This is a genomic window from Actinomadura darangshiensis (genome assembly GCF_004349235.1).
GTDB classification, from domain to species: domain Bacteria; phylum Actinomycetota; class Actinomycetes; order Streptosporangiales; family Streptosporangiaceae; genus Spirillospora; species Spirillospora darangshiensis.
The window spans coordinates 12,813-37,963 of record NZ_SMKY01000059.1 but is presented as its reverse complement, the minus strand read 5'-3'; the positions used below and the strand labels follow the sequence as shown (position 1 = coordinate 37,963).

At 73.8% G+C, this 25,151-nt stretch carries 24 protein-coding genes; 13 read left to right on the top strand and 11 right to left on the bottom strand.

What is annotated here, in order from left to right; all coding sequences use genetic code 11:
• The coding region (locus tag E1293_RS47435) for a hypothetical protein (protein WP_165978237.1) at positions 1-1,136 on the top strand (1,136 nt) is incomplete at its 5' end.
• Between the two features lie 48 nt (positions 1,137-1,184).
• Here the strand turns inward: E1293_RS47435 and E1293_RS15705 are convergent.
• The 3 genes from E1293_RS15705 to E1293_RS15695 form a co-directional block, all read right to left on the bottom strand.
• Complete coding sequence (locus E1293_RS15705) at positions 1,185-1,823, bottom strand: pyridoxamine 5'-phosphate oxidase family protein (protein ID WP_132198134.1); 639 nt, start codon at positions 1,821-1,823, stop codon at positions 1,185-1,187.
• Positions 1,824-1,899: 76 nt separating this feature from the next.
• On the bottom strand, positions 1,900-2,937 hold the full coding sequence (locus tag E1293_RS15700) for an MBL fold metallo-hydrolase (protein WP_132198133.1): 1,038 nt from the start codon (positions 2,935-2,937) through the stop codon (positions 1,900-1,902).
• A gap of 94 nt (positions 2,938-3,031) precedes the next feature.
• The gene (locus tag E1293_RS15695; RefSeq protein ID WP_132198132.1) at positions 3,032-3,928 is read right to left on the bottom strand and encodes a hypothetical protein; all 897 of its coding nucleotides are present in this window, start codon (positions 3,926-3,928) and stop codon (positions 3,032-3,034) included.
• A gap of 101 nt (positions 3,929-4,029) precedes the next feature.
• Between E1293_RS15695 and E1293_RS15690 the strand changes: the two genes are divergently transcribed.
• From E1293_RS15690 to E1293_RS15675, 4 genes are all read left to right on the top strand, one after another.
• Positions 4,030-4,674: a PadR family transcriptional regulator gene (locus E1293_RS15690; RefSeq protein ID WP_132198131.1), complete on the top strand. Its 645-nt coding sequence runs from the start codon at positions 4,030-4,032 to the stop codon at positions 4,672-4,674.
• 149 nt (positions 4,675-4,823) lie between these two features.
• Complete coding sequence (locus E1293_RS15685; RefSeq protein WP_132198130.1) at positions 4,824-5,828, top strand: ABC transporter ATP-binding protein; 1,005 nt, start codon at positions 4,824-4,826, stop codon at positions 5,826-5,828.
• Positions 5,825-6,616 carry an ABC transporter permease gene (locus E1293_RS15680; protein ID WP_132198129.1) on the top strand — a complete coding sequence of 264 codons (792 nt, stop codon included), beginning with the start codon at positions 5,825-5,827 and terminating at the stop codon, positions 6,614-6,616. The genes E1293_RS15685 and E1293_RS15680 overlap by 4 nt, the downstream gene beginning before the upstream one ends.
• A gap of 60 nt (positions 6,617-6,676) precedes the next feature.
• Positions 6,677-6,889: a DUF5988 family protein gene (locus tag E1293_RS15675; RefSeq protein ID WP_132198128.1), complete on the top strand. Its 213-nt coding sequence runs from the start codon at positions 6,677-6,679 to the stop codon at positions 6,887-6,889.
• Here the strand turns inward: E1293_RS15675 and E1293_RS15670 are convergent.
• A complete protein-coding gene (locus E1293_RS15670) occupies positions 6,886-8,265 on the bottom strand; it encodes a M20/M25/M40 family metallo-hydrolase (RefSeq protein WP_279473154.1) in 1,380 nt (459 codons plus the stop codon). The two genes, E1293_RS15675 and E1293_RS15670, sit on opposite strands and share 4 nt — an antisense overlap.
• 187 nt (positions 8,266-8,452) lie before the next feature.
• Between E1293_RS15670 and E1293_RS15665 the strand changes: the two genes are divergently transcribed.
• The 8 genes from E1293_RS15665 to E1293_RS15630 all read left to right on the top strand — a co-directional run bounded on the left by E1293_RS15665 (position 8,453) and on the right by E1293_RS15630 (position 17,863).
• Positions 8,453-10,069 carry a peptide ABC transporter substrate-binding protein gene (locus E1293_RS15665; RefSeq protein WP_132198127.1) on the top strand — a complete coding sequence of 539 codons (1,617 nt, stop codon included), beginning with the start codon at positions 8,453-8,455 and terminating at the stop codon, positions 10,067-10,069.
• A 6-nt stretch (positions 10,070-10,075) separates the two neighbouring features.
• Positions 10,076-11,002 (top strand): ABC transporter permease, encoded by a 927-nt coding sequence (locus tag E1293_RS15660; RefSeq protein ID WP_132198126.1) that lies wholly within the window; start codon positions 10,076-10,078, stop codon positions 11,000-11,002.
• 10 nt (positions 11,003-11,012) lie between these two features.
• Positions 11,013-11,975, top strand: a complete 963-nt coding sequence (locus E1293_RS15655) for an ABC transporter permease (RefSeq protein WP_132198125.1) — start codon at positions 11,013-11,015, stop codon at positions 11,973-11,975.
• A 22-nt stretch (positions 11,976-11,997) separates the two neighbouring features.
• Entirely contained in the window at positions 11,998-13,032 is a 1,035-nt protein-coding gene (locus tag E1293_RS15650; RefSeq protein ID WP_132198124.1) for an ABC transporter ATP-binding protein, read from the top strand.
• Positions 13,016-14,035, top strand: coding sequence for an ABC transporter ATP-binding protein (locus tag E1293_RS15645; protein ID WP_132198123.1), 1,020 nt, complete (start codon positions 13,016-13,018; stop codon positions 14,033-14,035). The genes E1293_RS15650 and E1293_RS15645 overlap by 17 nt, the downstream gene beginning before the upstream one ends.
• 43 nt (positions 14,036-14,078) lie before the next feature.
• Positions 14,079-14,939 (top strand): spermidine synthase, encoded by an 861-nt coding sequence (locus E1293_RS15640; RefSeq protein WP_132198122.1) that lies wholly within the window; start codon positions 14,079-14,081, stop codon positions 14,937-14,939.
• Positions 14,940-15,029: 90 nt separating this feature from the next.
• Positions 15,030-15,803 (top strand): SDR family oxidoreductase, encoded by a 774-nt coding sequence (locus tag E1293_RS15635; RefSeq protein WP_132198121.1) that lies wholly within the window; start codon positions 15,030-15,032, stop codon positions 15,801-15,803.
• A gap of 92 nt (positions 15,804-15,895) precedes the next feature.
• A complete protein-coding gene (locus tag E1293_RS15630) occupies positions 15,896-17,863 on the top strand; it encodes an ATP-binding SpoIIE family protein phosphatase (RefSeq protein ID WP_132198120.1) in 1,968 nt (655 codons plus the stop codon).
• 7 nt (positions 17,864-17,870) lie between these two features.
• Here the strand turns inward: E1293_RS15630 and E1293_RS15625 are convergent, their stop codons facing one another.
• The 7 genes from E1293_RS15625 to E1293_RS15595 form a co-directional block, all read right to left on the bottom strand.
• Entirely contained in the window at positions 17,871-19,010 is a 1,140-nt protein-coding gene (locus E1293_RS15625; protein ID WP_132198119.1) for a VldE C-terminal domain-containing protein, read from the bottom strand.
• 64 nt (positions 19,011-19,074) lie between these two features.
• A complete protein-coding gene (locus E1293_RS15620) occupies positions 19,075-20,655 on the bottom strand; it encodes a fused response regulator/phosphatase (protein WP_132198136.1) in 1,581 nt (526 codons plus the stop codon).
• Positions 20,656-20,660: 5 nt separating this feature from the next.
• Positions 20,661-22,379, bottom strand: a complete 1,719-nt coding sequence (locus tag E1293_RS15615) for an ATP-binding protein (RefSeq protein ID WP_132198118.1) — start codon at positions 22,377-22,379, stop codon at positions 20,661-20,663.
• 3 nt (positions 22,380-22,382) lie between these two features.
• Positions 22,383-23,441 carry an ATP-binding protein gene (locus E1293_RS15610; RefSeq protein WP_132198117.1) on the bottom strand — a complete coding sequence of 353 codons (1,059 nt, stop codon included), beginning with the start codon at positions 23,439-23,441 and terminating at the stop codon, positions 22,383-22,385.
• Positions 23,429-23,839 carry an ATP-binding protein gene (locus E1293_RS15605; RefSeq protein ID WP_132198116.1) on the bottom strand — a complete coding sequence of 137 codons (411 nt, stop codon included), beginning with the start codon at positions 23,837-23,839 and terminating at the stop codon, positions 23,429-23,431. Before E1293_RS15605 ends, E1293_RS15610 begins: the two co-directional genes overlap by 13 nt.
• Positions 23,836-24,222: an STAS domain-containing protein gene (locus tag E1293_RS15600; protein WP_132198115.1), complete on the bottom strand. Its 387-nt coding sequence runs from the start codon at positions 24,220-24,222 to the stop codon at positions 23,836-23,838. Before E1293_RS15600 ends, E1293_RS15605 begins: the two co-directional genes overlap by 4 nt.
• Entirely contained in the window at positions 24,222-25,055 is an 834-nt protein-coding gene (locus E1293_RS15595; protein ID WP_132198114.1) for an STAS domain-containing protein, read from the bottom strand. Before E1293_RS15595 ends, E1293_RS15600 begins: the two co-directional genes overlap by 1 nt.
• Positions 25,056-25,151 lie beyond the last annotated feature (96 nt).

Below are 25,151 nucleotides of genomic sequence, written 5' to 3'. Positions count from 1 at the left end.
GCGCCGCCCCCGCCAGCGCTGCCCCCGCCGAGACCGCCGCCTCCGGCGCCCGGTGGTCGCCGGACCTCGCCTCGATCGGCTCCGACGACGTCAACGTCCGCCACGACGGCCGGGCCCTGCGGCTCGGCTCCGCGCGCGGCGGCCCCGCCTCGCTGCGCTCGGCCGAGGCGGCGGGCCAGCTGCTGCTCGCGCCGAAGGACCTCGCCGAGCCCGCCAACCGGGTGAGGGCGCGCGTCACCGGAGGCGGGTCGGTCGCCGTGGACGTGCGGGCGCAGGCCGCCGGCGCCTGGACGGAGTGGTATCCGGCCGGGGCGGCGCTGCCGTCCGCGTCCCAGCGGATCCAGGTCCGGGTCGTCCTCACCGAGAAGGCCGGGGCGCCGGCGCCCGCCGTCTCCGCCGTGGAACTCACCGCCGACCGCGTCCCGGCCCCGCGCGGGACGGCGAAGGCGGCCGCCACCTACCGGGTGTTCGCGACCCGCGAGGGACTCGTCGGCGGGACGACCGCGAACGGCCACGTCATCACCACCCGGGACCACTTCGTGGCGCTGCCGTCCCGGCGCGGGCTGTCCCCGAACAACAGCGACGACTACTCGGTGAAGGTGTGCACCGAGAGCGGAAGCCTCTGCGAGTACGCGCCCGTCTGGGACGTCGGCCCGTGGAACACCCACGACGACTACTGGAACCCGTCCGGCACCCGCGAGATGTGGCAGGACCTCCCGCAGGGGCGGCCGGAGGCGCAGGCCGCCTACCAGGACGGCTACAACGGCGGCCACGACGAGTTCGGCCGCGCCGTAGCCAACCCGGCCGGCATCGACCTCGCCGACGGGACGTTCTGGGACGGCCTCCAGCTGACCGACAACTCGTGGGTGAACGTCACCTACCTGTGGGCCGGCGCTGCCGCCAAGGGCACCGTCCGCACGGCGGGCGCCCCCGTCACCGTGCGCTCGGCGGCCGACGCCTCGTCCGCCGCCAGGGGCCTCGCCGCCGACCACGCGACCGTCGCCGTCGAGTGCCGGGTACGCGGCGGCAAGGTCACCGGCACCTACGGTACGAGCGACGTCTGGGACCGGATCGGCCCCGGGCACTACGTCCCCGACGCCTACCTCGACGCCGCGTCCGAAGCCCCCGCCTGCTGAGATTCACGCGTGCGGCGGCCGGTCCCGCTGGGTCGGCCGCCGCGCGTTTCAGCCGCCGTAGAGCTTCTTCGTGTAGTTCGCCTCGGTGTAGTGCTCTTCGAGCTGTTCGAGGGACTCGGCCGTGTACTGGACGTCCTTGACGATCCGGGCGTGCGAGGGCAGCGCGTCCGGCTCCCAGGACTCGGGCTTCCACAGCTTCGAGCGCATGAGCGCCTTCGCGCAGTGGAAGAAGATCTGCTCGATCTCCACGATCAGCGCGAGCGCCGGCCGGTGCCCCTTGACGACCATCTCGCCGAAGAACGGCGCGTTCCGGACCAGCGTGGCCCGGCCGTTGATCCGCAGCGTCTCGGCGCGCCCCGGCACGAGGAAGATCAGCCCCACGTGCGGGTTGCCCAGCACGTTCACGAACCCGTCCGCGCGGCGGTTGCCCGGACGGTCCGGGATGGCGATCGTCGTGTCGTCGATGACGTGCGCGAACCCGGGCGGGTCGCCCTTGGGGGAGACGTCGCAGTTGCCCGCGGCGTCGCTGGTGGAGATCAGGCAGAACGGGGACCTGGCGAGCCACTCGCGGTCCCAGGGGTGCAGCGTGACGCGCTCCTTGTCGATCGCCCGCTGCATCGGCGCGCCGAGCAGCTCGCGCAGCTCCTCCGCGGACGTGATCGCAGTGAACTCGGGGGCGACCGTCATCGCCGCTCCTTCCGCCGGGGGAAACCGGAGATCAGCGTAACCCGGACGGATCCGGCCGCCCGGCGGCAGGGGGCCGTCAGCGGCGTGCGGCGTAGCGGCGGACGCCGTCCTCGTCGTGGGCGTCCAGGACGCCCCGGTCGGCGAGGACGTCCAGGTGCGCCTCGATCTCCAGGACGGCCAGCATCCGGCTGAACGCGTCCAGGTCGTCGAGCGTGCGCCTGCGTCGCGTCCACGTCATGGCGGCGGCGGCCTCGAACGCCGTGCCGTGTCCGGCCCGCACCTGCGCCGCGGCGGCGTCCAGGCGCTCGGCGTGATGCTCCAGCAGCTCGTCGATCCGGGTGTGCACGCTCGGCCGCACGGGACCGTGCGCGGGCAGCAGCAGCGTGTCCGGCATGTCGCGGACGATGCGCAGCGACTCCAGGTAGCTGCGCAGCGGCTTGGGCTCCGGCTCGGTCTCCAGACCGATCGACGGCGTGATGTGCGGCAGGATGTGGTCGCCCGCGAACAGCAGCCCGGCGCCGGCGTCCCGCAGGACGATGTGGCCGCGCGTGTGGCCCGGCGTGGCGAACACGTCCAGGCCCCGCGCGGCGAGGTCGACGCGCTGGCCGTCGTCCAGCCAGGCGTCCGGCGCGTTGTGCGGGAGGTCCCGCTCGGAACGGTCCACGGGCCGGCCCGCGATCTCGTCGGCCAGCTCGTCCGCGCCGCACCGGCGCAGCAGCTCGACCTGCCGGGGGTGCATCCCCCGCTTGGCGTCGAACGCCTCGATCGACGGCCGCTCGCCGCGCCCGATCCGCACCCTCGTCCCGAACGACTCGCGCAGCGACAGGGCCTGCGAGTAGTGGTCCCAGTGAGCGTGCGTGACCAGGAACTGCGACACGTCCTCCAGCCGGTGGCCGAGCGTGCGGATGGCGCTCTCCATCGCCGTGCGCGTGTCGGGCATGGCCCAGCCCGAGTCCACGAGGACGAGGCCCTCGGCGTCCTCGATCACGTACACGTTGACGGCGTGCAGCGACGGGATCGGCAGCGCCAGCGGGATCCGGTGCACCCCGGGCGCCACCTGGTGAGCGCCCGGCTCGGTCCAATCAGTCGGCTGCTCCACGACCGGTGCCGTCACCGCGCGCCCCCTCGATTGTCGAATCACGTTCGGAACGAACCTACTTCATCCCGAAAATCCCATTCACCACCGGCCCGCGGCCCCGGTCGCCGGGTCAGCCGTGGTCCGCGTCGCGGTCGGCGGCGCGGCGGGCCTCGGCGGCCGCCCTGCGGGCCTCGCGCGCCGCCTCCTCCGCACGGGCGCGGTTCTGCTCGGCGCGCTCCGCCCGCCTGGCCGCGGCGTCCCGCTCGGCGACCGCCCGGTCCAGCTCGCGGCGGAGCCGGCCCACCTCGGCCGACGCCTCCTCGGCCTCGCGTCCGGCCTCCGCCGCGCGTTCCTCGCGCTCGGCCAGCTTCCGCTCGGCCTGGCCGGCGCGCCTGCCGAGCGTCTCCGCCCGCTTGGCCCTGGCCGCGCTCGTCCGGGTGACGTTCGACCTCGCCCGCTCGGGCTCCTTCGCCGGCTCCTTCTCCGGGGGGCCCTTCTTCTTCTCCTCGGCGGGCGCCTCCTCGCGCTGCCGCCCGTTCGCGGGCGCCATCGGGAAGCCGGCGGGCACGAAACCCGTGTGGCTGCGCGGTTGCGGCAACCGTCCTTCGCGCACCTCGCCGGCGATGCCGGCGTCCACGGTCGCCGCCTGGAGAGTGTCCTCCACCTCGCGTACGGCCTGCTCCCGCAGCGGATTGCCGGCCTCGGCCGCGAGGTCGCCGGTCGTGCGCACGAGCGCACCGACGAGCGCGGCCCGGCGCCTCTCAAGGTCGCCGAGGCCGCGGCCGGAGCCCCATGCCGCGCGGATCTCGTCGCCGATGTCCAGCAGGTCCCCGAGGTCGCCGGCGGCCGAGCGGGACAGGAGGTTCACCGCCCATGCCGACAGCGTCGGGCGGCGCAGTGCCCCGATCCGCTTCGCTAGCGCCGCGTCGCCCGCGGCCTTCGCCTCCTGGGCCAGCCGCTTCCGCGTCGCCACGAACTCGGCCGGCAGGACGCCGTAGAGCTCGTCCGCCGCGCTGGAGAAGTCCACGCCTGATCTCTACCCGCCTCGCGCCCCCGTCGATCGGGGTGGACGGACGCGAGCGCATCTGTGATACTCGCCTACGAGTATTCGCGCACGAGGAGAGTGACATGGCGAAGCGGCGCAAGGTGGGCAACCTGCTCGGCCTCGCCGTGCTGTCGACGGTCACCGCCAGGCCGATGCACCCGTACGAGATGGCCTCGCTGATGCGGGCGCGCGGCAAGGACCGCGACATGGACATCAAGTGGGGGTCGCTCTACACCGTCGTGGGCAACCTGGAGAAGCACGGGTTCCTGGCGGTCGAGGGCAGCGCCCGCGAAGGGGCGCGGCCCGAGCGGACCGTTTACCGCATCACCGACGCGGGGATGGCGGAGCTGGCCGACTGGGTGCGGGAGCTGGTCGGCGTGCCCGAGCGCGAGCAGCCGCGCTTCGAGGCCGGCCTCTCCGTCCTCGGCGCCCTCGGCCCGGACGAGGCGGCGGCGCTGCTGCGCGGACGGCTCACGACCATGGAACGGCAGATCGCCGGCGACGGAGCGGCCCTGGAGGCCGAGACCGAGGTGCCGCGCATCTTCCTGATCGAAGCCGAGTACGACCTCGCGATGCGGCGCGCGGAGGCCGCGTGGGTGCGGGGCCTCCTCACCGAGATCGAGGACGGCTCCCTGCCCGGCCTCGACCTGTGGCGGGCGTTCCACGAGACCGGTGAGATGCCGCCCGAGATCGCCGAGCTGGCGGAGAGGGGAGCCGCGGGGGAGTAGCGAAACGTGAAGGCCCGGCGGCGGTGCGGCCACACCTCCGCCGGGCCGGAGAACCCACCACCGAGAATCCGCGCGGAGCGGGCCCTGGCGGCGAGCACGCGTCACCAGCCTATCGGGCCCTTCGCGCACGTCCCCTCGCGGAGGAGACCATGGCGCATGCCATCGAGGCCGCCGGCCTCACGAAGAAGTACCCCGGCGACGTCCGGGCCCTGGACGGCTTGTCCATCACGGTCGGGCAGGGCGAGATCCTCGGGCTGCTCGGCCCCAACGGGGCGGGCAAGTCCACCACCGTCAAGATCCTCACCACGCTGATCCGGCCGGACGCGGGCACCGCGGCCGTCGCCGGGCACGACGTGCTGCGCAGGCCCGACCGGGTCCGCCGCGTCATCGGCGTGGTGTCGCAGAAGTCCGGCGCCGACCCGGAGGCCAGCGGGCGCGACAACCTCGTCCTGCAAGGGCGCCTCTACGGGATGGGCGGCGCGCAGGTGCGGCGTCGCGCGGCCGAGCTGCTCGCGCGGTTCGGGCTGGAGGACGCCGCGGCCAGGAAGGTGAAGACCTACTCCGGCGGGATGCAGCGGCGGCTCGACGTGGCACTCGGCCTCGTCCACCGGCCGGAGGTCCTGTTCCTGGACGAGCCCACCACCGGCCTCGACCCGGAGGCCCGCGCGTCGATGTGGGCCGAGATCGCGCGGCTGGCCGGGGACGACGCCCTCGCGATCCTGCTGACCACCCACTACCTGGACGAGGCCGACCGGCTCGCGCGGCGGGTGGCGATCGTCGACCGGGGCCGCGTCGTCGCGGAGGGCACGCCCGACGGCCTCAAGGGCGAGCTGCGCGGCGACGCCGTCCACGTGCAGTGGCAGGAGGCGCCGCCCGAGGCCCCGGTGCGCGAGGCGCTCGACCGCTTGCCCGGCGTCCGGGAGGTCGTCCTGGACGGGACGCGGCTCAGCACCCGCGCCGACGACGGCGCGGCTGCCGTGCCGGCCGTCCTCGCCGCCCTCGACCAGGCGGGCGTCCCGGCCGCGGCCGCGACCGTCGCGCGGCCGTCCCTGGACGACGTCTACCTGCGCTACGCCGGCCGCCGCTTCGCCCAGGCCGACGGCGCCGACGCCGCCGGACCGGCCGAGCCCGCCACCGCCGGGGGTGCCCGATGACCGCCCTGCCCGTCGGGAGCCTGGTCACCGGGACCTGGTGGATGACCCATCGGCGGCTGTCCGCGCTGCTGCGCAACCCGGCCGTCCTCGTCATGACGCTGGCGCAGCCGATGATCTGGCTGTTCCTGTTCGGCGAGCTGTTCAAGAGGGTCGTCGAGATCCCCGGGTTCGGCGCGCGGTCCTACCTGGACTACATCGTGCCCGGCGTCGTGATCATGAACGCGGTGTCGCTGAACTCCTTCGCCGGCATGGCGACCATGGACGAGATCGAGCGCGGCACCCTGAACCGGTTCCTCGTCACGCCGGTGCGGCGCAGCGCGATCGCGAACGCCGGCGTCGTCGAGCAGGCGCTCGGCACCGCGTTCCAATCGCTGGTGATCATCCTGCTGGGCTGGGCGGCGGGCGCGCACTACCCGGGCGGCCCCGCCGGGCCGGCGGTGCTCGTCGCCGCGTCGGTGCTGATCGGCGTCTTCCTCGCCGCGCTGTCGAACACGCTCGCGCTGCTGGTGCGCGACCGCAACACGATCATCGGCCTGAACGTGATGCTGCTGCTGCCGCTGACGTTCCTGTCGTCGGCGTTCATGGCCAAGGACCTGATGCCGTCCTGGATCCGGCATGTGGCGGCGGGCAACCCGGTCAGCTGGGCCCTGGACGCCGCCCGCGCGGCGCTCGACGACGACCCCGGCTGGGGGACGGTCGCCTCGCACGGCGGGTGGCTCCTCCTGCTGACCGCGGCCACGGTGGGGCTGGCGATCTACTCGTTCCGGAGCTACCAGAAGTCCCAGTGATACGGCGATAGATCCCCGGCGGGCATTGGCGGAACGTTCCCAGCGTGTGACCATCCGTCCATGGACACCTCGTTGAAGGCCTTCCTGGAAGGCGGTCCCGCGGACCTGCCCCGCCGGATCGTCGGGATCACCCCGCCCGGCGTCGAGCTGAGGCTTCCCTTCCGCGGCGGATACGAGCACTTCAAGGCGACGTCCCGGCACCAGGACACCCCGGAGGGCAGGCTCCCGGTGTTCCGGTGGTCGGGGCGCACCGCCACCCCCGGCTCCGTCTAGCGGGTGTCGAGGAAGCGGTCGAGGACGCGGGTGCCGAAGGCGAGGCCGTCCAGGGGGACCCGCTCGTCCACGCCGTGGAACATCCCGAAGTAGTCGAGTTCCGGGCCGAGCAGCAGCGGCGCGAAGCCGAAGCTCGTGATGCCGATCCGGTTGAAGGACTTCGCGTCGGTGCCGCCCGCCATCACGTACGGGACGGGCCGGGCGAGCGGGTCCTCGGCGCGCAGCGCGCCCGCGAGGGCGGCGAAGGTCGGGCCGGCCGGGTCGGCGGCGGGCGCCTCCTCGTAGTTGATGAACTCGCGGGCGACCTTCGGGCCGAGCAGCCGGTCGACCGTGGCGAGGAACTCCTCGCCCGTGCCGGGCAGGTACCGGCCGTCGACCTGCGCCGTCGCCGTGCCCGGCACGACGTTGACCTTGTAGCCGGCGTCGAGGCGGGTCGGGTTCGCCGAGTTGCGGATCGTCCCGGCGAACAGGTGCCCGGCGCGGCCGAGGCGCGCGGCCTCCGCGTCCAGGCGGTCGTGGTCGATGGTGGTGCCGAGCGCGTCCGCGAGCCCGTCCAGGAGCGCCCGCACCCCGGCCGTCAGCCGGACGGGCCACTCGTAGGCCGCCAGCCGGGACACCGCGTGCGCGATCTCGGCGACCGCGTTGTCGGGCGCCGGCTTGGACCCGTGCCCGGCGGTGCCGCGCGCCGTCAGCCTCATCCACGTGGTGCCGCGCTCGCCGGTCGCGATCGGGTAGATCCGCGTCCCGCCGGCGTCCACGCTGAACCCGCCGGACTCGCTGATCGCCTCCGTGCAGCCGTCGAAGAACCCGCGGTGCTCGCGCGCCACGTACCGGGAGCCGTACTCGCCGGTGCACTCCTCGTCGGCGAGGAACGCCAGGACCAGGTCGCCGCGCGTGCGCCGCCCCTCGCGCAGCCGCCGCCGGACGGCCGCGAGCGTCATCGCGAGGCTGCCCTTCATGTCGACCGCGCCGCGCCCCCACACGCACCCGTCCCGCACCTCGCCGGAGAACGGCGCGACGGCCCAGTCCGCCGGGTCGGCGGGCACCACGTCCAGGTGCCCGTGGACCAGGAACGCCGGATGCGACGGGTCGGTCCCGGGGACGCGGGCGAGCACGCTCGCGCGGCCGGGCGCCGACTCGACGATCTTCGCCGGCACGCCGGCCTCGTCCAGCAGCGCCGCGACGTGCTCGGCGGCGGGGCGTTCCGGCCGCGCGTCGCCCTCGCCCCGGTTCACGGTGTCGAACCTGATCAGGTCCGCGCAGATCGCCGCCGCGTCGGCGCCTGCCCACTCGGCCGCGTCGCCGTCCGCCGCGGCCGCCGCCGCCCTGTCCGCCGTGTTGTCGCGCACCCGCACCCCCGTGAGTCCCTTCCGCAACGACCCTTCATTTTGCTCCCTCGCTGACCTGTGTCAACGAATGATCAAGAACGTATCGATCCGGTTTCGACTCGGCCATAGCCGTACCCAAACCGTCATGGTGGGGACGACGCTGCCAGCAATCTAGGTGCGGCGGGCGGCCATCGGCCCGCGGCACGACACAGCGAAACAGGGGCCGAGGAGGAGCATGAGGAGCCAGAGGGGTGCCGGAAGGGGTGTCCGGCGGAAGGCCGCGGGGCTCGCCGCGGTGGCGCTGGCCGCGTCGCTCGGCCTGTCGGCCTGCGGCGGCGACGACGCCGCGGCGGGCGACGGCACGTTCACCGTGGGCCACTCCGAGCCCGACCACCTGCTGCCCGCCAACACCACGAGCAGCTACTCCTTCGACGTGATCACCGAGCTGTTCGACAACCTGATGACGCTGTCCAAGGACGGCAAGGCCGTCCCGCTGGCCGCCGATTCGGTCACCTCGGACGACCAGAAGGTGTGGACGGTCAAGGTCAAGGCGGGCCAGAAGTTCCACAACGGGGAGCCGGTGACGGCGCAGAGCTTCGCCGACTCGTGGAACTACGCCGCGTACGGGCCGAACGCCATGGGCGCCAACAGCTACTTCTCCTACATCAAGGGGTACGGCGAGCTGAACCCCGAGGACGAGGACGCCAAGCCGAAGGCCGACAAGCTCTCCGGGCTCGAGGTCGTCGACCAGAACACGCTCAAGGTGACGCTGAACGACCCGTTCAGCCAGTTCCCGCTGCTGCTGACCTACCCGGCGTACGCGCCGATGCCGAAGGCCGGGCTCAAGGACCCGAAGGCGTTCGACGACCACCCGATCGGCAACGGCCCGTACAAGATGGACGGGAACTGGGAGCGCAACAAGCAGGTCAAGCTCGTCGCGTTCCCCGGCTACACCGGTGCGCGCAAGCCGAAGAACAAGGGCGTGACCTGGAAGAGCTACGCCAGCGCCGACACCGCCTACACCGACCTGCGGGCCGGCCGGATCGACGTGCTGCAGACCATCCCGTCCGCCAAGGTCCCCGAGGCCAAGCGGCTGCTCGGCGACAAGTTCCTCGCCCGGAAGATGAGCACGACCGACTACCTGGGCTTCCCGCTGTTCGACAAGCGGTTCGACAACCCGGACCTGCGCAAGGCCATCTCCATGGCCATCGACCGGCAGGGCATCAACAAGGCGGTCTACAACGGCGACTTCTTCCCCGCCGACTCGCTGATCCCGTCCATCATCCCCGGCCACCGCGACAACGCGTGCGGTGAGCTGTGCACCTACAACCCGGCCAAGGCCAAGGAGCTGTACGCCAAGTCCGGCGGGTTCAAGGGGACGCTGGAGCTGTACTTCTCCAACTCGCAGCCGACCTACGCGCAGTGGATGCGGATCGTCGCCAACTCCCTGCGCGACAACCTCGGCATCAAGGACATCCAGTTCCGGCAGGTTCCGGCGTCCGACTACTTCTCCATGCTGAGCGACCACGGGGAGAAGGGCCCGTACCGGCAGAACTGGGAGGCCGACTACCCGAGCCCCCAGAACTACCTGGAGGGCATGTGGGGTCTTGACAACCGCATGGGATGGGAGAGCAAGGAGTTCACGGAACTCATCGCGAAGGCCAACAAGACGGCCGACCAGCAGCAGGCCATGGCCGTCTACAACCAGGCCGAGGACGTCGCCATCCGCGAGATGCCGATGATCCCGCTCTGGACGTGGGCGGGCCAGGGCGGCCGCTCGAAGAACGTGGACAACGTCACGATCACCCCGTACTCGACGGGTCTGATCGCCACCGATGTGACGGTGAAGTAGCCGGCGATGTGGCGCTATGTCCTACGGCGGCTCCTGCAGGCGGTCCCCGTCTTCATCGGCACCACGCTGCTCATCTACGCGATGGTGTTCGCGCTGCCGGGCGACCCGATCCAGGCGCTCGCCGGGGACAAACCGGTCCCGGACAACGTCCTGCAGACGCTCCGGGACCGGTACAACCTGAACGACCCGCTGCTGCTGCAGTACGCGAAGTACATGTGGGGCCTCGTCCAGGGCGACCTGGGCGAGAACTACACCGGCCAGAGCGTGTCGGAGATGCTCAGCGGACGCTGGACGGTGACCGCGCAGCTCGCGGTCACCGCCTGGGTCTTCGAGATGGTCGTCGGGATGCTGCTCGGGACGTGGGCCGGCCTGCGCCGGGGCAAGTTCGCCGACACCCTCGTCCTCGGCGGGACGACGCTGGTGATCGCCGTTCCGGTGTTCGTCCTCGGGTACGTCGCGCAGATCCTGTTCGGGCTGCACTGGCAGATCTTCCCCACGGCCGGGACGGACGACGGCTGGCCGATGAGCTACCTGCTGCCCGGGATCGTCCTCGGCTCGCTCGGCCTGTCCTACGTGGCGCGGCTGACCCGGACGAGCCTGTCGGAGAACCTGCGGGCCGACTACGTGCGGACCGCGAACGCCAAGGGGCTGTCGCGGACGCGGGTGGTCGGCCGGCACGCGCTGCGCAACTCGCTGATCCCGGTGGTGACCTACCTCGGTGTCGACTTCGGCAACCTGATGGCCGGCGCGATCGTCACCGAGGGCATCTTCAACCTGCCGGGCATCGGGCAGCAGGTGTTCCTGTCGATCCAGCTGAAGGAGGGCCCGGTGGTGGTCGGCGCGGTCACCGTGCTGGTGCTGATCTTCCTGCTGGTCAACCTGGTCGTGGACCTGCTCTACGGGGTGCTCGACCCGCGGATCAGGTACGAGTGAGGCGGGGGGCATGAAGAGCGAACAACCCGACGCCGGGCCGCCGGTGCTGGAGCCCGAAACGGCCCCGGACGCCGGCGCGCCCGCCGCGAGCGCCGCCGCGGTCGCGGTCGCCGGCGGCGAGCTGGGCCGGGCGTCCCTGTGGGACGACGCGTGGCACGACCTGCGGCGCCGCTGGATCTTCTGGGGCTCGGTGGCGGTCCTCGCGGTGGTGACGGTCATGGCCGCCGTGCCGAGGCTGTTCACCGCCACGGGCGTCAACGAGGGCTGCGACCCGAACGACTCCAAGCTGGGGCCGTCCGGCGACCACTGGTTCGGCACCGACCTCGCGGGCTGCGACTACTACGCGCACGTCGTGCACGGCGCCCGCCCGACGCTGCTGATCGGTGTCGCGGTCACTGCGTTCGCGCTGCTGATCGCGATGGTGTTCGGGATGCTCGCCGGGTACTACGGCGGCATCCTGGACACGCTGATCGCCCGGCTCACCGACATCTTCTTCGGGCTGCCGTTCGTGCTCGGCGCCACGGTCATCCTGGTCGCGTTCCCCTCGCACGGGGTGTGGGCGATGACGCTGGTGCTGGTGCTGCTGGGCTGGACGACGATGATCCGCATCATGCGGGGGCAGGTCATCTCCGTCCGGGACGCCGACTACGTGCAGGCCGCGCGGCTGCTCGGCGCGTCCGACGGGCGCATCATGACCCGGCACGTCCTGCCGAACGCGATCGCGCCGGTGATCGTGATCGCCACCCTCAACATCGGCCACGTGATCGTGGGCGAGGCGACCCTGGACTTCCTCGGCGTCGGCCTGCAGTACCCGCAGGTGTCCTGGGGGCTCCAGCTGAACCAGGCGAAGGACTCCTTCATCGACCACCCGCACCTGCTGATCTTCCCCGCGGTGTTCCTGTCGGCCACGGTGCTGAGCTTCCTGCTGCTCGGCGACGCCGTCCGCGACGCCCTCGACCCGAAGCTGCGGTGATCGCCATGACCAGGACCACGCCATGACCGCGGAGCTGAAGGACGACCCGGTACCGGCGCCCCGCCCGGGAGCACCGCTGCTGGAGGTCGACGACCTGCACGTCCGGTTCCGCGTGCGGGACCAGGACGTCCACGCCGTGAACGGCCTGTCGTACACGCTCGCCGAGGGGGAGACGCTCGCGATCCTCGGCGAGTCGGGATCGGGCAAGAGCGTGGCGGCGCAGGCCGTCATGGGCATCCTCGACATGCCGCCCGCCCGCATCGAGCGCGGCTCGGTGCGGCTGCGCGGCGAGGAACTGCTCGGCCTGCCCGAGCGGCGCCGCCGCGCCTACCGCGGCGACCGCATCTCGATGATCTTCCAGGACGCGCTGAGCGCGCTGAACCCGGTCTTCACCGTCGGCGACCAGATCCGCGAGATGTACCGGGTGCACCGCGGGCTCGGCCGGCGGGCGTCCCGGGACAAGGCCGTCGAGCTGATGGAGCGGGTGCGCATCCCGTCGGCCGCCAAGCGGCTCGGCGACTACCCGCACCAGTTCTCCGGCGGCATGCGGCAGCGCATCATGATCGCGATGGCGCTGGCGCTGGACCCGGACGTGCTGATCGCCGACGAGCCGACCACCGCGCTCGACGTGACCGTGCAGGCGCAGATCATGCGGCTGCTGGCCGAGATCCAGGACGAGCTGCGGATGGGCATGGTGCTGATCACCCACGACCTCGGCGTCGTCGCCGGCGTCGCGGACCGGATCGTCGTCATGTACGCCGGGTCGGTCGCCGAGCAGTCGCCGGCCCGGGACCTGTACGCGCGGCCCGCCCACCCCTACACCAAGGGGCTGCTGGCGTCGGTGCCGCGGCTCGACCGGCGCGGCGACGCGCTCGTCCCGATCAAGGGGGCGCCGCCGAACCCGGCCGCGCTGCCGCCCGGCTGCCCGTTCCAGCCGCGCTGCCCCCGCGCGGAGGCGGTCTGCTCGGCGGAGAGCCCGCCGCTCGTCACCGTCGCGCCCGGGCACGACGCCGCCTGCCACTTCGCCGAGGAGGTCTACGGTGCCGGAACCGAGTGACGGGCCGATCCTCCAGGTCGAGGGGCTCGTCAAGCACTACCCGGTGACCCGCGGCATCGTGGTCAAGCGCGCCGTCGGGCACGTCAAGGCCGTGGACGGTGTGGACCTGGAGCTGCGCCGCGGCGAGACCCTCGGCGTCGTCGGCGAGTCCGGGTGCGGGAAGTCGACGCTGGCGAAGCTGCTCCTCGCCGCCGAGCGCCCGTCCGCCGGGACGGTCCGCTTCGACGGCCGCGACGTCTTCGCGCTGCCGAAGGGCGAGCTGCGGGCGCTGCGCCGCCGCATCCAGATGGTGATGCAGGACCCCTACTCCTCGCTCAACCCGCGGATGACGGTCGGCGACATCGTGGGGGAGCCGTTCGCGATCCACCCCGAGGCGGCGCCGAAGGGGGAGCGGCGCAAGCGCGTCCAGGAGCTGCTGGAGGTCGTCGGCCTCGACCCGGGCCACGTCAACCGCTACCCGCACCAGTTCTCCGGCGGGCAGCGCCAGCGGGTCGGGATCGCCCGCGCCCTGGCGCTGCGTCCCGACGTCATCGTGTGCGACGAGCCGGTGTCGGCGCTGGACGTGTCCGTCCAGGCGCAGGTGATGAACCTGCTCGCCGAGCTGCAGCGCGAATTCGGCCTGGCGTACGTGTTCATCGCGCACGACCTGGCGGCCGTCCGCCACATCTCCGACCGCATCGCCGTCATGTACCTGGGCAAGGTCGTGGAGACGGGCGACGAGGCCCAGATCTACGAGCATCCGACGCACCCGTACACGCAGGCGCTGCTGTCGGCGGTTCCCGTGCCCGACCCGGACGCGTCCGGGTGGGCGGGCCAGATCCAGCTGGAGGGGGAGCCGCCGTCGCCGCTGGACCCGCCGTCCGGCTGCCGGTTCCGCACCCGCTGCTGGAAGGCGCAGGACCTCTGCGCCGAGCAGGAGCCGGTCCTGGAGGAACGGGACGGGTCGGCCCACCCCAGCGCCTGCCATTTCGCGGCGGAACCGGCGCTGACAGAACAAACCTGAGGTACCGCCGGCCTCGCCGAGCACGGTCCGTAGGGTGGAGGCCATGGCACGCAAGGGCAGGCACGGCCCCCGGCCGCGGACGTACACGATCGCCGGCGGGGAGGCCGAGCTGCTGCGGGACGCCGACCGCGACGGCGGCTGGATGCTGCTCGTCGACGGCGTCCCGCAGTCCTATGTGAACCTGTCCGATCCCACCTACCTCGACTTCGAGTACATGCGGCTCATCGGCGACGTGGTCGACTCCCTCGGGCCGGGCGGCGAGGCGTTCGACGCGGTCCACGTCGGCGGCGCCGGCTGCACGCTGCCCCGCTACATCGCCGCGACGCGGCCCGGGTCGCGGCAGGTCGTGCTGGAGCCGGACGCGGAGCTGGTGCAGCTCGTCCGCGAGCAGCTCCCGGTGAAGGGCGTCCCCGGCCTGCGGATCCGGATCACCGACGGGCGCACCGGGGTGGCCGCGCTCGCCGACGAGGCCGACGATCTCGTCGTGATGGACGCGTTCGCCGGGGCGTCGATGCCACCGGAGCTCGCGACCCGCGAGTTCGTCCTGGACGCGGCGCGCGTACTGCGGCCCCGCGGCGTCTACCTGGCCAACGTCGCCGACGGCTTCCGGCTGCCGTTCGCCCGCCGGGCGACCGCGACCGTCCGGTCGGTGTTCCGGCACACGCTGCTGATGGGCGACCCGGGCGTGCTGCGGGGCCGCCGGTTCGGCAACCTCATCGTGGCAGCCTCGCGCGAGCCGCTGCCGGTGGCGGAGCTGACCCGCCGCGCGGCGGGCGGCCTCGCCCGGGCCAGGCTGGTCGAGGGCGGCGACCTCGCCGCGTTCTGCGCCGGCGCCGCGCCGCTGCACGACGGCGAGGAGATCGTCGCACCGGTCCCGCCGCCGCAGGTCTTCGGGCGGTCGTGACGGCGGCCGGAACGGGCATGTCACATTCCAGGGGCCGGGGCCGGTCCGCCATGGCGGACGGTGATCCGGACGGCTGATGAAGGAGCGACCATGATTCTCGTGACCGGGGCGAGCGGCACGCTGGGCACGCCGGTGACCCGGCGGCTGGCCGAGGCGAAGGCGGACGTGCACGGGCTGAGCCGCCGCGCCAGGGAGCCGGAGGCCGGGGTGACCTGGCACAAGGGCGATCTCTGGGCGGGCGAGGGCGTCGACGAGGCGCTCGGCGGCGTCGAGACGATCGTGCACTGCGCCAGCGATCCGCTCCACCCCAAGCGGGACCTGCCCGCCGCGCGGAAGCTGGTCGAGGCGGCGCGCCGGCAGGGCGCCCCGCACCTGGTCTACATCTCGATCGTCGGCGTCGACAAGATCCCCTACGGCTATTACAAGGCGAAGTTCGCGGTGGAGAAGCTGATCGAGGATTCGGGACTGCCCTACACGATCCTGCGGGCCACGCAGTTCCACACGCTCCCCGCCGCGGTCTTCAACGTCCTCACCAAGGTGCCCGGCGTCACGGGGCTGCCGAAGGGGCTGCGCGACCAGCCGATCGACGCGGGCGAGGTCGCGGAGCGGCTCGCCGGACTGGCTCTCGGCGCGGGTCCGGCGCGGCGGGTCGACGACATGGGCGGCCCGGAGATCCTCACGGCCGAGGAGATGATGCGGGACTACCTGAAAGCGCGGGGCCTGCGGCGTCCCGTGCGGCTCCCGATCCCGCTCCCCGGCGGCGCCGCCCGCGGTTTCCGGGAGGGCCACCACCTGACCCCCGAGCACGCCGTGGGGAAGCGGACCTGGCGTCAGTTCCTGGCCGAGACGCATACGCGTCCGTAAAGCCGGATTCCGGACCCGTATCGGCCTCATCCGGCCGCGCCATGTCCCATAATCGAGCGATGGAGCCGTCCACCCGAATTCTCATTCTCGGCATGGATTCGTCGGGGAGAATTCTCCAGTTCGACCGCAACGCCGCCGCGGTCCTCTCCCCGCACGCGGACGGCCTGCTGGGCGCGCACCTGGACGAGGTGATCCCGGGCGCCCGGGAGCCGCTGCTGGAGGCGCTGAAGGCCGGCCGGGAACGCACCGCCATGCTCGCCGTGGAGACCCCGGCGGGCGGGACGCTCGACGCCGTCGTGACGGTGCACCCGCTGAACGGCGGAGATCCCGAGCAGGCCGCGCTCGCCCTCGTCCGGGTGCCGGTGCCGCTCGCGGACCGGTTCGTCGACCCGGCCGTGATCCGCCGGGCGCTGCTGGACGACGCGCTCCCGCGGATCGGCTCCACGCTCGATCTGGAGATGCTGGCGCGCGGCCTGCTGGACGTGCTCGTCCCGCACTTCTGCAATTCCGGCGCGCTGCTGCTGATGGAGAGCCACATCGACGCCGACGAGCCCCCGGAGGGCCCGGACGGCCCGCAGCTGCGCCGGATGGCGATCGGGTTCGACGACGAGGACCCGGGCTGGGACGCGACGTTCCCGACCGGGGAGTCCCTGGTCTTCCCGCCGGGCACCCCGCACGTGCTGTGCCTGGAGTCGGGCGAGCCGGTACTGCGCTCCCTCGGCGGCGAGGGCGCGGCCAGGCTCGCCGCGGCGTGGCGCCGGCCGCCGGTCGCCGAGCTGCTCAAGGGCGCGTCGCTGCTGCTGCTGCCTATCACCTCCGCGGCGGGCGTGCTCGGCTTCTTCGCCTGCTCGCGCAACGTCGCGCACCGGCCGTTCGACGCCTACGACGTCGAGATCGGGATGGAGTTCGCCGGCCGGGCGTCCATCTTCATCGAGAGCGCCCGGCAGTACTCGCGGGAGCGGGCGACCGCGCTGACGCTGCAGCGCAGCCTGCTGCCGACCGGGCTGTCGGCGCCGTCGCCGGTGGAGGTGCACCACCGGTACCTGCCGGGCAGCCGGCTCATCGAGGTCGGCGGCGACTGGTACGAGTCGATCGCGCTGCCCGGCGCGCGGGTCGCGCTGGTGGTCGGGGACGTGGCCGGCCACGGCGTGAAGGCCGCCGTCACCATGGGCCGGCTCCGCACCGCCATCCACACCCTCGCCGGGCTGGAGCTGCCGCCCGCCGAGGCGTTAGAGCGGCTCGACTCGCTGATGCGGACGCTCGGCGAGCGCGAACCGCACTTCGCCACCTGCGCCTACGTCGTCTACGACGCGGTCAGCGGCCGGTGCGAGGTCGCCAGCGCCGGGCACCTGCCGCCGCTGCTCGCCCCGCCCGGCGCGGACTCGGAGTACCTGCCGGTGCCCCCCGCGCCGCCGCTCGGCGTCGGCGGCGACGGCCCGATCGTCAGCCGCGAGTTCACCGTCGAGGACGGCACGCTGCTGTTCCTCTACACCGACGGCCTCGTGGAGAACCGGGCCCGCGACATCGACGACGGGCTGGCCCGGCTGCAGGCGACGTTCGGCCCGGGCGCCTCCGCGCGGCCGCTCGAGGACCTGTGCCAGGCCGCCCTCGACGGCGTCTACGACGACCAGCACCGCGACGACATCGCGATGCTGGTGGCGCGGCTGGCGCGCATCCCGGCCGACCGGCACGCCTCCTGGGAGCTGCCCGCCGAGCCCGCCGCCGTCCGCCGGGCCCGCGGCCTCATCCGCGACCGGCTCGCCCGCTGGGGCCTGGAGGACATGGCCTACACCACCACCCTGCTGGCGTCGGAGCTGGTCACCAACGCGATCCGGCATGCGGGCGGCCGGATCACGCTGCGGCTCGTGCGGGAGGGCGGCCTGGTCTGCGAGGTGTTCGACTCCTCCGACGGGCGGCCCCGCATCCGCCACCACGACGAGGAGGACGACGCGAGCGAGACGGGCCGGGGCCTGCACGTCGTCGGGCGGCTGGCGGAGCGCTGGGGCGTCCGCCGCACCAACGGCGGCAAGGTCGTCTGGTGCGAGCAGGACCTCCCCTGACGGCGTTCTAGCGCAGCACCGAGATGTGCACGTGGTCGTAGTGGTTCTGCGTGCGGCTTCCCCGGTCCTCCATCGGACGCCACCCGCCGCCGCGCACGTTCCAGATGTGCTGCTTCCAGATGACGTAGGAGATCCCGAGCCGCCGCGCGTTCGCGGTCGCGTACCGGGCGACCTGGTCGCCGTGCCGCTGGGCGCCGGCGCTCGGCATCCGGCCGCCGGTGCTCTCCATGAAGTCGCAGGCGCGGCCGTCGCCGTGGTCCTGCGGGTCGCCGGCGGCGCGGTAGCAGCCGATCACCGGGAACGGGCCGAACATCCCGGCGATCTCCAGCACGACGCCCCGCATCGCCGGCGTCATCCTGTTGCCGGTGATGGGGGACCGGTCGCCGGCGGCGCCGTCCGGCCGCCCGGTCACCTGCGGGCGGCTCCTGGGCCGCGCCGAGCCGGCGGGGGTCTTCGGCGCCGCCAGCGCCGCGACCTTCGTGCCGCGCGGGAGGACCTTCTTCAGGCGTTTCGCCAGCTCGGCGGGGTCGGCCTTCGGAGCGCTGATGACCAGGGCGTTCCCGTCCGGCATGCCGAGGGCGCGGGCCTGCCGGCGGGACACGACGGCGTCGATGTCGCCGATGCCCATCGAGGCGTAGGCGCCGACGCGGACCCGGCCCGGGGCGCTGCTGCGTCCCGCCGGGACGACCGCGCCGAGCGGCAGCGCGCCGCCGCGGCCCTGCTCGAACGACACGGCGAGCCCGCCGGACGCCACCGTCCGCCACAGCTCGTCCGATTCGGCCGACGGCCCGGGCGCGAACGCGCGGAACGCGGACGGGTCGACGCCGAGCAGCCCCATGCGGTGGCCGCCGACGCCGGCCTGCGCGGCGTCCACGACCGTCAGTCCGGCGACGCCCTTGAGCCGGCGCGCCCGCTCGACGGCCGCGGGCGGCAGCGAGGACGTCCCGGCGGCCAGCAGGTTCGGCGTGTAGCGGCGGGTCAGCGGCGCGACGGCCGGCGTCCGCGGCGCCTCGCCCACCGAGACGAGGTCGCCGGGTTCGGCGGCCCCGCCGTCCACCCGGTCCGACAGGAGCACGGCGAGGTCGGCCGCCAGCGTGAGGACGATGCCGGCCGCGATGCCCGCCGAGAGCGCCCTGCCGCTTCCCATCCGACCCCGTTTCCCGTCGCCGCCCACCGCCGCATCGTAGGCGAGCGCGGGGCGCGGCGCGGGGTCAGGTGCCGTCGGCCGCGTCGCGGCGCAGGACGATCAGGGCGACGTCGTCCTCCCGGTGGCCGAACTCGGCGAGGACCCGGTCGCTGAACCGCTCCAGGTCGTCCTCCACGTCGGCGGCCACGCTCCGCAGCCGCTCCAGGTTGTCGGTCAGCGAGATGCCGCGGTCCTCGATGAGGCCGTCGGTGAGCAGCACGACGGTGCCGCCCGGGGGCACCTCGCTCTCCTCGACCGCGACGTCGTGGACGGGGAAGCCGAGCAGCACGCCGCCGCCCGTGCCGTAGCAGGCGCTGCCGCCGCGGACGTGCAGCGGCGGGATGTGCCCCGCGCTCGCGATGTGCGCCGCGCCGCTGCGCGGATCCAGCGTCAGCAGGCACATCGTCGCCGTCTGGTCGCCGTGGTAGCGCTCCAGCACCTCGTTCAGCAGCCGCAGGATCGTGACGGGGCCGTGGCCCTCGCAGGCGAACGCCCGCAGCGCGTGCCGGATCTCCGCCATCACCGTGGCGGCGTGCAGCGAGTGCCCCTGCACGTCCCCGATGGCCACCAGCACCCGGTCGCCGAGGTCGAGGACCTCGTAGAAGTCGCCGCCGACCTCCGCCTGGTCGCCGGCCGGCTCGTAGCGGACCGCCAGGGACCACCCCGGCACCGGCGGCGGCGACGCCGGCAGGAGGCTGCGCTGCAGGGTGAGCGAGACGGTGTGCTCCTCGGTGTAGGACCGGAGCGCCTCCATCGCGAGCGCGACCACCTGGGAGAGCTGGCGCAGGAGGTTGATGTCGTCCTCCTCCGGGACGCCGCGGGCGTCGACCGCGATGCCGACGGGCGGGCGGTCGGCCTTGAGCCGCGACACCACGAGCGTGACGTCCCCGTCCACGACGGTGTCGGGCAGCAGCTCCTTCCATTGCCGCGACGCCACCCGCGTGACCTTGGTACCGGTGCCGTCCCCCAGCCGGGTCATGCCGGTCAGCCGCGGGAGCAGCCCGGGCGGATGGTCGCGGTGCTCCGGCCCGCCGCCGGGCTCGACGGTCCGCAGCGCCCCGCCCTCCAGCGGCAGCGTGAACACCGCGGCCGGCCTCCCGAAGATCGCGTGCGCGCCGTGGGCGGCGACCGCCGCCAGCCCCTTGAAGGACTGGGCCGCGTTGATCTCCAGCGACGTCCGGGTGAACTCGGCCATCCGGGCGGCGATCCGCTCGGCCCGGTGCCGGGCGCGGTAGTAGCGCAGCACCGCCTCCACGGTGGCGATGAACTCGCCGGGATCGATCGGGTCGGTCATGTAGGCGTCGGCGCCCCGGCGCAGCCCGTGCGTCCGGTCGGCGACGTCGACGGCCTGCGCCGAGATGTGGATGACGGGCAGCGACGCGGTCCGCGGCGCGGCCTTGATCCGCTCGCAGACCTCGATCCCGCTCATGTCCGGCAGCTTGACGTCCAGCACCACCAGCTCGACCGCGTGCTCGGCGAGCCGCTCCCAGGTCTGCGCCGCGGACGCGGCCTCCACCACGGTGTGCCCCGCGCGGCGCAGCCAGCTGCCGATGATGTACCGCTTGGTGTCGTTGTCGTCGACCACCAGCGTCGTGCACGGCTCCATGCCCGTCACGCCCGTCGCCCCGCGTTCCGGGTCAGCGCCGCGCGGACCGCGTCGGCGAGCGTCTCCGCGCCGATCCTGTCCTTGGCCAGCACGGCGTCCGCGCGTGCCAGCCGCGGGTCGTCGGCGGCCGCCACGTCCGCCGAGGTGACCAGCACGACGGGGATCCGCGGCGGCAGGCCGGTGAGGACGTCGAGGCCGTCCGTGCCGGGCATGCGCAGGTCCAGCAGGACGAGGCCGGGCGGGTCGGCGGCGGCCGCGGCGAGGGCGGAGCGGCCGTCGGTCGCCTCGCTGACCCGGCCGGCGGCCTGCGCGACCAGGCCGCGCAGGAGCCGGCGGGCCGAGTCGTCGTCGTCCACGATCAGCACGTGGCCGAGGTCCAGCTCGGCCAGCGTCCGGTACGGCGGCAGCCGCAGCGTCACCGTCGTGCCCTCGCCCACGACGCTGTCCAGGAACAGGTCGCCGCCGAGCGCGCGGGCGAGCCGGCGGGCGTAGGGCAGGCCCAGGCCGGTCCCGCGCGCCGTGCTGCCCGGCACCCGGTAGAACTCCTCGAAGACGCGCTCCCGGTCGGCGGGCGGGATGCCGGCGCCGGTGTCGGCGACGACGAACTCGGTGTGCTCGGCCGTCGCCCGAGCGGAGAGCCGGACCTCGCCCTCCGCGGTGAACTTCAGCCCGTTGCCCACCAGGTTCCGCAGGATGCGGGAGAGCATCTCCTTGTCGGTGACGAGGACGGGAGGCGCGGCGGACGCGTCCGCGGCGAGCCCCAGCCCGGCCTCCGCCGCCATCGGGCTAAGCAGCTCCGACACGTCCGCCAGCAGCGCCGGGACGTCCACCGGGACCGGGCGCGGCTCCAGCCTGCCCTGCTCGGCCCTGGCCATGTCGAGCAGCTCGTTCACCAGCGACAGCAGGGTGCCGCCGGTGTCCCCGACCAAAGCGATCTGGTGGCGCTGCTCCTCGGTCAGGGGGTCGGCGGCGGGGTCGAGGAGCAGCCGGGTGAGGCCGATGACGCCGTTCACGGGCGTGCGCAGCTCGTGGCTGATGCCCGCCCAGAACCGGTTCTTCATCTCGCCCGCCTCGCGCAGCCGGCCGGACTTCTCCTCCAGCTCCGCGTGCAGCGCCACGACGCCGCTGTTGGTCTCCTCCAGCTCCTCGGAGATCTCGTTGTAGAGGGCCATCACGCCGTGGTTCGTCTCCTCAAGCTCGGTGTTGAGGGTCCGCAGCTCCTGCTGCTGCCGCTGGAGGTCCTCCAGCGCCGCCACCAGCTCGGCGTTCTGCGTCCGGAGCTCCTCGAGCATCGGGACGGGCCGCAGCCGACGGAGCCGGACGCGGAGGCCGTCCAGCTCCGGGCCGCCGACCGGCGCGGTGCCGGCGGGCAGGTCCTTGCGGAGCCGGACGCGGACGCCGTCGCCGGTGTCCTCCTGCTCGACCCGCGTCATCAGGCGCGCGGCCGCCGCCTGGCACTCGACCGGCCGCCGCGGGTCCTTGCGCGGCACGAGGTCGAGCTCGATCTCCAGGCCGGGGCGCGGCCCGCGGTCGAGCAGGAACCGGACCGACACCCGCGCGGAGCACGCGTACAACTCCCGGCCGGCCTCGCTGAGCGCGGTGGCGACGCGGACCTGGTCCTGGTGGTCGAGGCCGACCGCGGCGGCGACCCGCCGGCCCACCTGCCGGACGGTGAACACGCCCTGCTCGTCCATGATCTCCATGCGGAGCAGGTCCTCGGCCATGCGTCACCTCCAGCCGGACGTGGTGACGGCGAGCACGGACCGGTCGTCGCGGCGCACCCCCGCGTCCCGCAGCAGGCTCGCCGCGATCAGCAGCGGGTCGCGGCCGAGCAGCCCCGGCTGGTCCGCGAGCCCCCAGCGCCCGGTCAGGCCGTCGGAGTGCAGCACCACCGCCGCGCCCGGCGGCAGGTCGTAGTCGTGCTCCCGGATCCGCTTGGCGTGCGTGCCGGTGATGCCCGGGACGGAGATCATGCCCTGCCGGCGCTCCGGCCCGACGATCCACCCGGCGACGTTCCCGATGCCGGCGAACCGCACCCGCCCGGCGGCCGGCTCGACGGCGGCGACGGCGACCGCGCCGCCCCGGGTGGGCGCCATCCGCCGGTGGACGTGCTGGAGGATGTCGGCGGGCCGGCCCGGCAGCGCCGCCTCGTGCACGCCGCGCACGGCCTCCCACGCGGCGCGCGCGGCGAGCGGGCCGTGCCCGAGGCCGTCGCAGAGCATCGCGTAGGCCGTGCCGTCCACCAGCCGGACCGTGTAGGCGTCGCCGCACTCCTCCTCGCCGTCGATGGGCAGGGTCAGGCCCGCGAACGGCGCGTCCGCCGCGCCGCGGCCGGCGGGCGTGCCAGGCGGCAGGAACCGCGCGTACAGGACGGTGCCCGCCCTGGGCCGCGAGCACAGCCCGCTGCGGTCGGCGAGCCGCTCGATCGAGCCGAGCCCGAGGCCGAGCGTGCCGGTGGTCGAGTAGCCGTCCATCCGGGAGACGGGCACGTCCGCGATGCCCGGCCCCCGGTCGACGCAGACGAACTCCAGCGCCGCGGCCCCGCCGTCCCGGACGATCCGCATCAGCATCTCGCCCTGCCGGGCGTGCGCGGCGAGGTTCGTGGCCGCCTCGGTCGCGGCGAGCTGGACCTGGCCGAGGCGCTCCGCGCCGAACCCGAGCCGCCCGGCGAGCGCGGTGATCCGCCGCCGCACGCCCGCCGCGGCGCTCGCCTCCTCCACCCGCACCCGGAGCGACTCCCCGGCGGGCGGGCTCGTCGTCCATCCGGCCCCGGTCAGCGGGCCCACTTGGCCACCGTCACCGTGGTGCCCTTCCCGGCCTCACTGCGCAGGTCGAACTCGTCGCTGAGCCGGCGCGCCCCCGACAGGCCGAGGCCGAGGCCCGTCCCGCTCGACCAGCCCTCGCTGAGCGCCTGCTCCACGTCCGCGATGCCGGGGCCGGCGTCGGCGAACACGATGCGCACTCCGGGGCGGCCCTCCTCGCCGGTGGCCCGCTCGACCCGCATCGTCCCGCCGCCGCCGTGCGCGTAGGTGTTGCGCGCCAGCTCGCTGGCCGCCGTGACGAGCTTCGTCTGGTCGACCAGGGACAGCCCGGCCGCCGCCGCGGCCGTCCGCACCAGCTGCCGGACGCGGACCACGTCGTCGTTGGAGGCGATGGGCACCTCGTCCCCGGGCGGGGCCGTCATGAGTGGTCCGCGGCGGGGGCGCGGGCGCCGGGTGCCCCGGCGCCGAGCAGCCGCATGCCCTCCTCCAGGTCCAGCGCGGTGCGGACCCCGCCCAGCGACAGCCCGAGCTCCACCAGCGTGATCGCCACGGCGGGCCGCATCCCGACGACCACCGTCTCGGAGTCCATCAGCCGCGACATCGAGGCGATGGTGGCGAACGTCCGGCCGATGAACGAGTCGACGATGTCCACCGCGGTGATGTCGATGATGACGCCGTGCGCGCCGGTGCGGACGATCCGGTCGGCGAGGTCCTCCTGCAGCGCCAGCACGGTCTGGTCCTGGAGGTCGACCTGGATCGACACGAGCAGGACGTCGCCGATCTTGAGTATCGGCACGCGCTCCATCAGTCCTCCGGCCCGCCGGTCACCCGCACCCCGCTGCGGTCGAGCGCGTACTTCAGCGCGTCGGCGAGCGTCGCCTTGGTCGCGATGTCGCCGAACTCGATGCCGAGCGTCACGATCGTCTGCGCGATCTGCGGCCGGATCCCCGAGATCACGCACTGGGTGCCCATCAGCCGGGCCGCCATCACCGTCTTCATCAGGTGCTGGGCGACCTCGGTGTCCACCGCGGCCACCCCGGTGATGTCGATCACCGCGAACCGGGAGCCGGTGTCGACGAGCGCCTCCAGCAGCGTCTCCATGACGACCTGGGTGCGGGCGGAGTCCAGGGTGCCGACGAGCGGGACCCCGAGGATGCCGTCCCACAGCTTCACCACGGGCGTCGACAGCTCCAGCAGCTGCTCGCTCTGGTCCGCGATGACCTGCTCGCGGGTCGCCGCGTAGGTCTCGAACGTCGCCAGCCCGAGCTCGTCGACGAAGGACGTGAAGTCGATGAGGTCGTTGTAGGCCCGCTGGTCCCGGGTGGTCCGGATCCGCTCGTAGAGCGCCTGCTTGAGGGCGAACACGCCGACCGCGGTCTCGCTCGGGCTGAACCCGTTCCTCGCCCGGCCGCGCGAGAGCTCCGCCAGCGTCGCCCGCAGCTCGCCCATGGCCGCGCCGTCGTCGCCGAAGGCGCGTTCGACCAGCTCGTAGAGCTCGCTCAGTTCCGTGCGGAGCTCACGTTCGGTGACCCTGCCGCCGACCGCGTCGAAGGCCAGCTCGACCCAGCGGTCCAGTACCGGCTCCCGCCAGGACCGCAGCAGGTCCGTGATCCGCGTCTCGGCCGCTCCGTCGGTCATGGCCGCGCCCCCCTCCGTGCCCCCGGGCCGGGCGGCGGCCGCTCGGAGGGGCGCCGCCCGCGCGGGTCACTCGGGGCGTCCGTCCCGGTCGCGCCA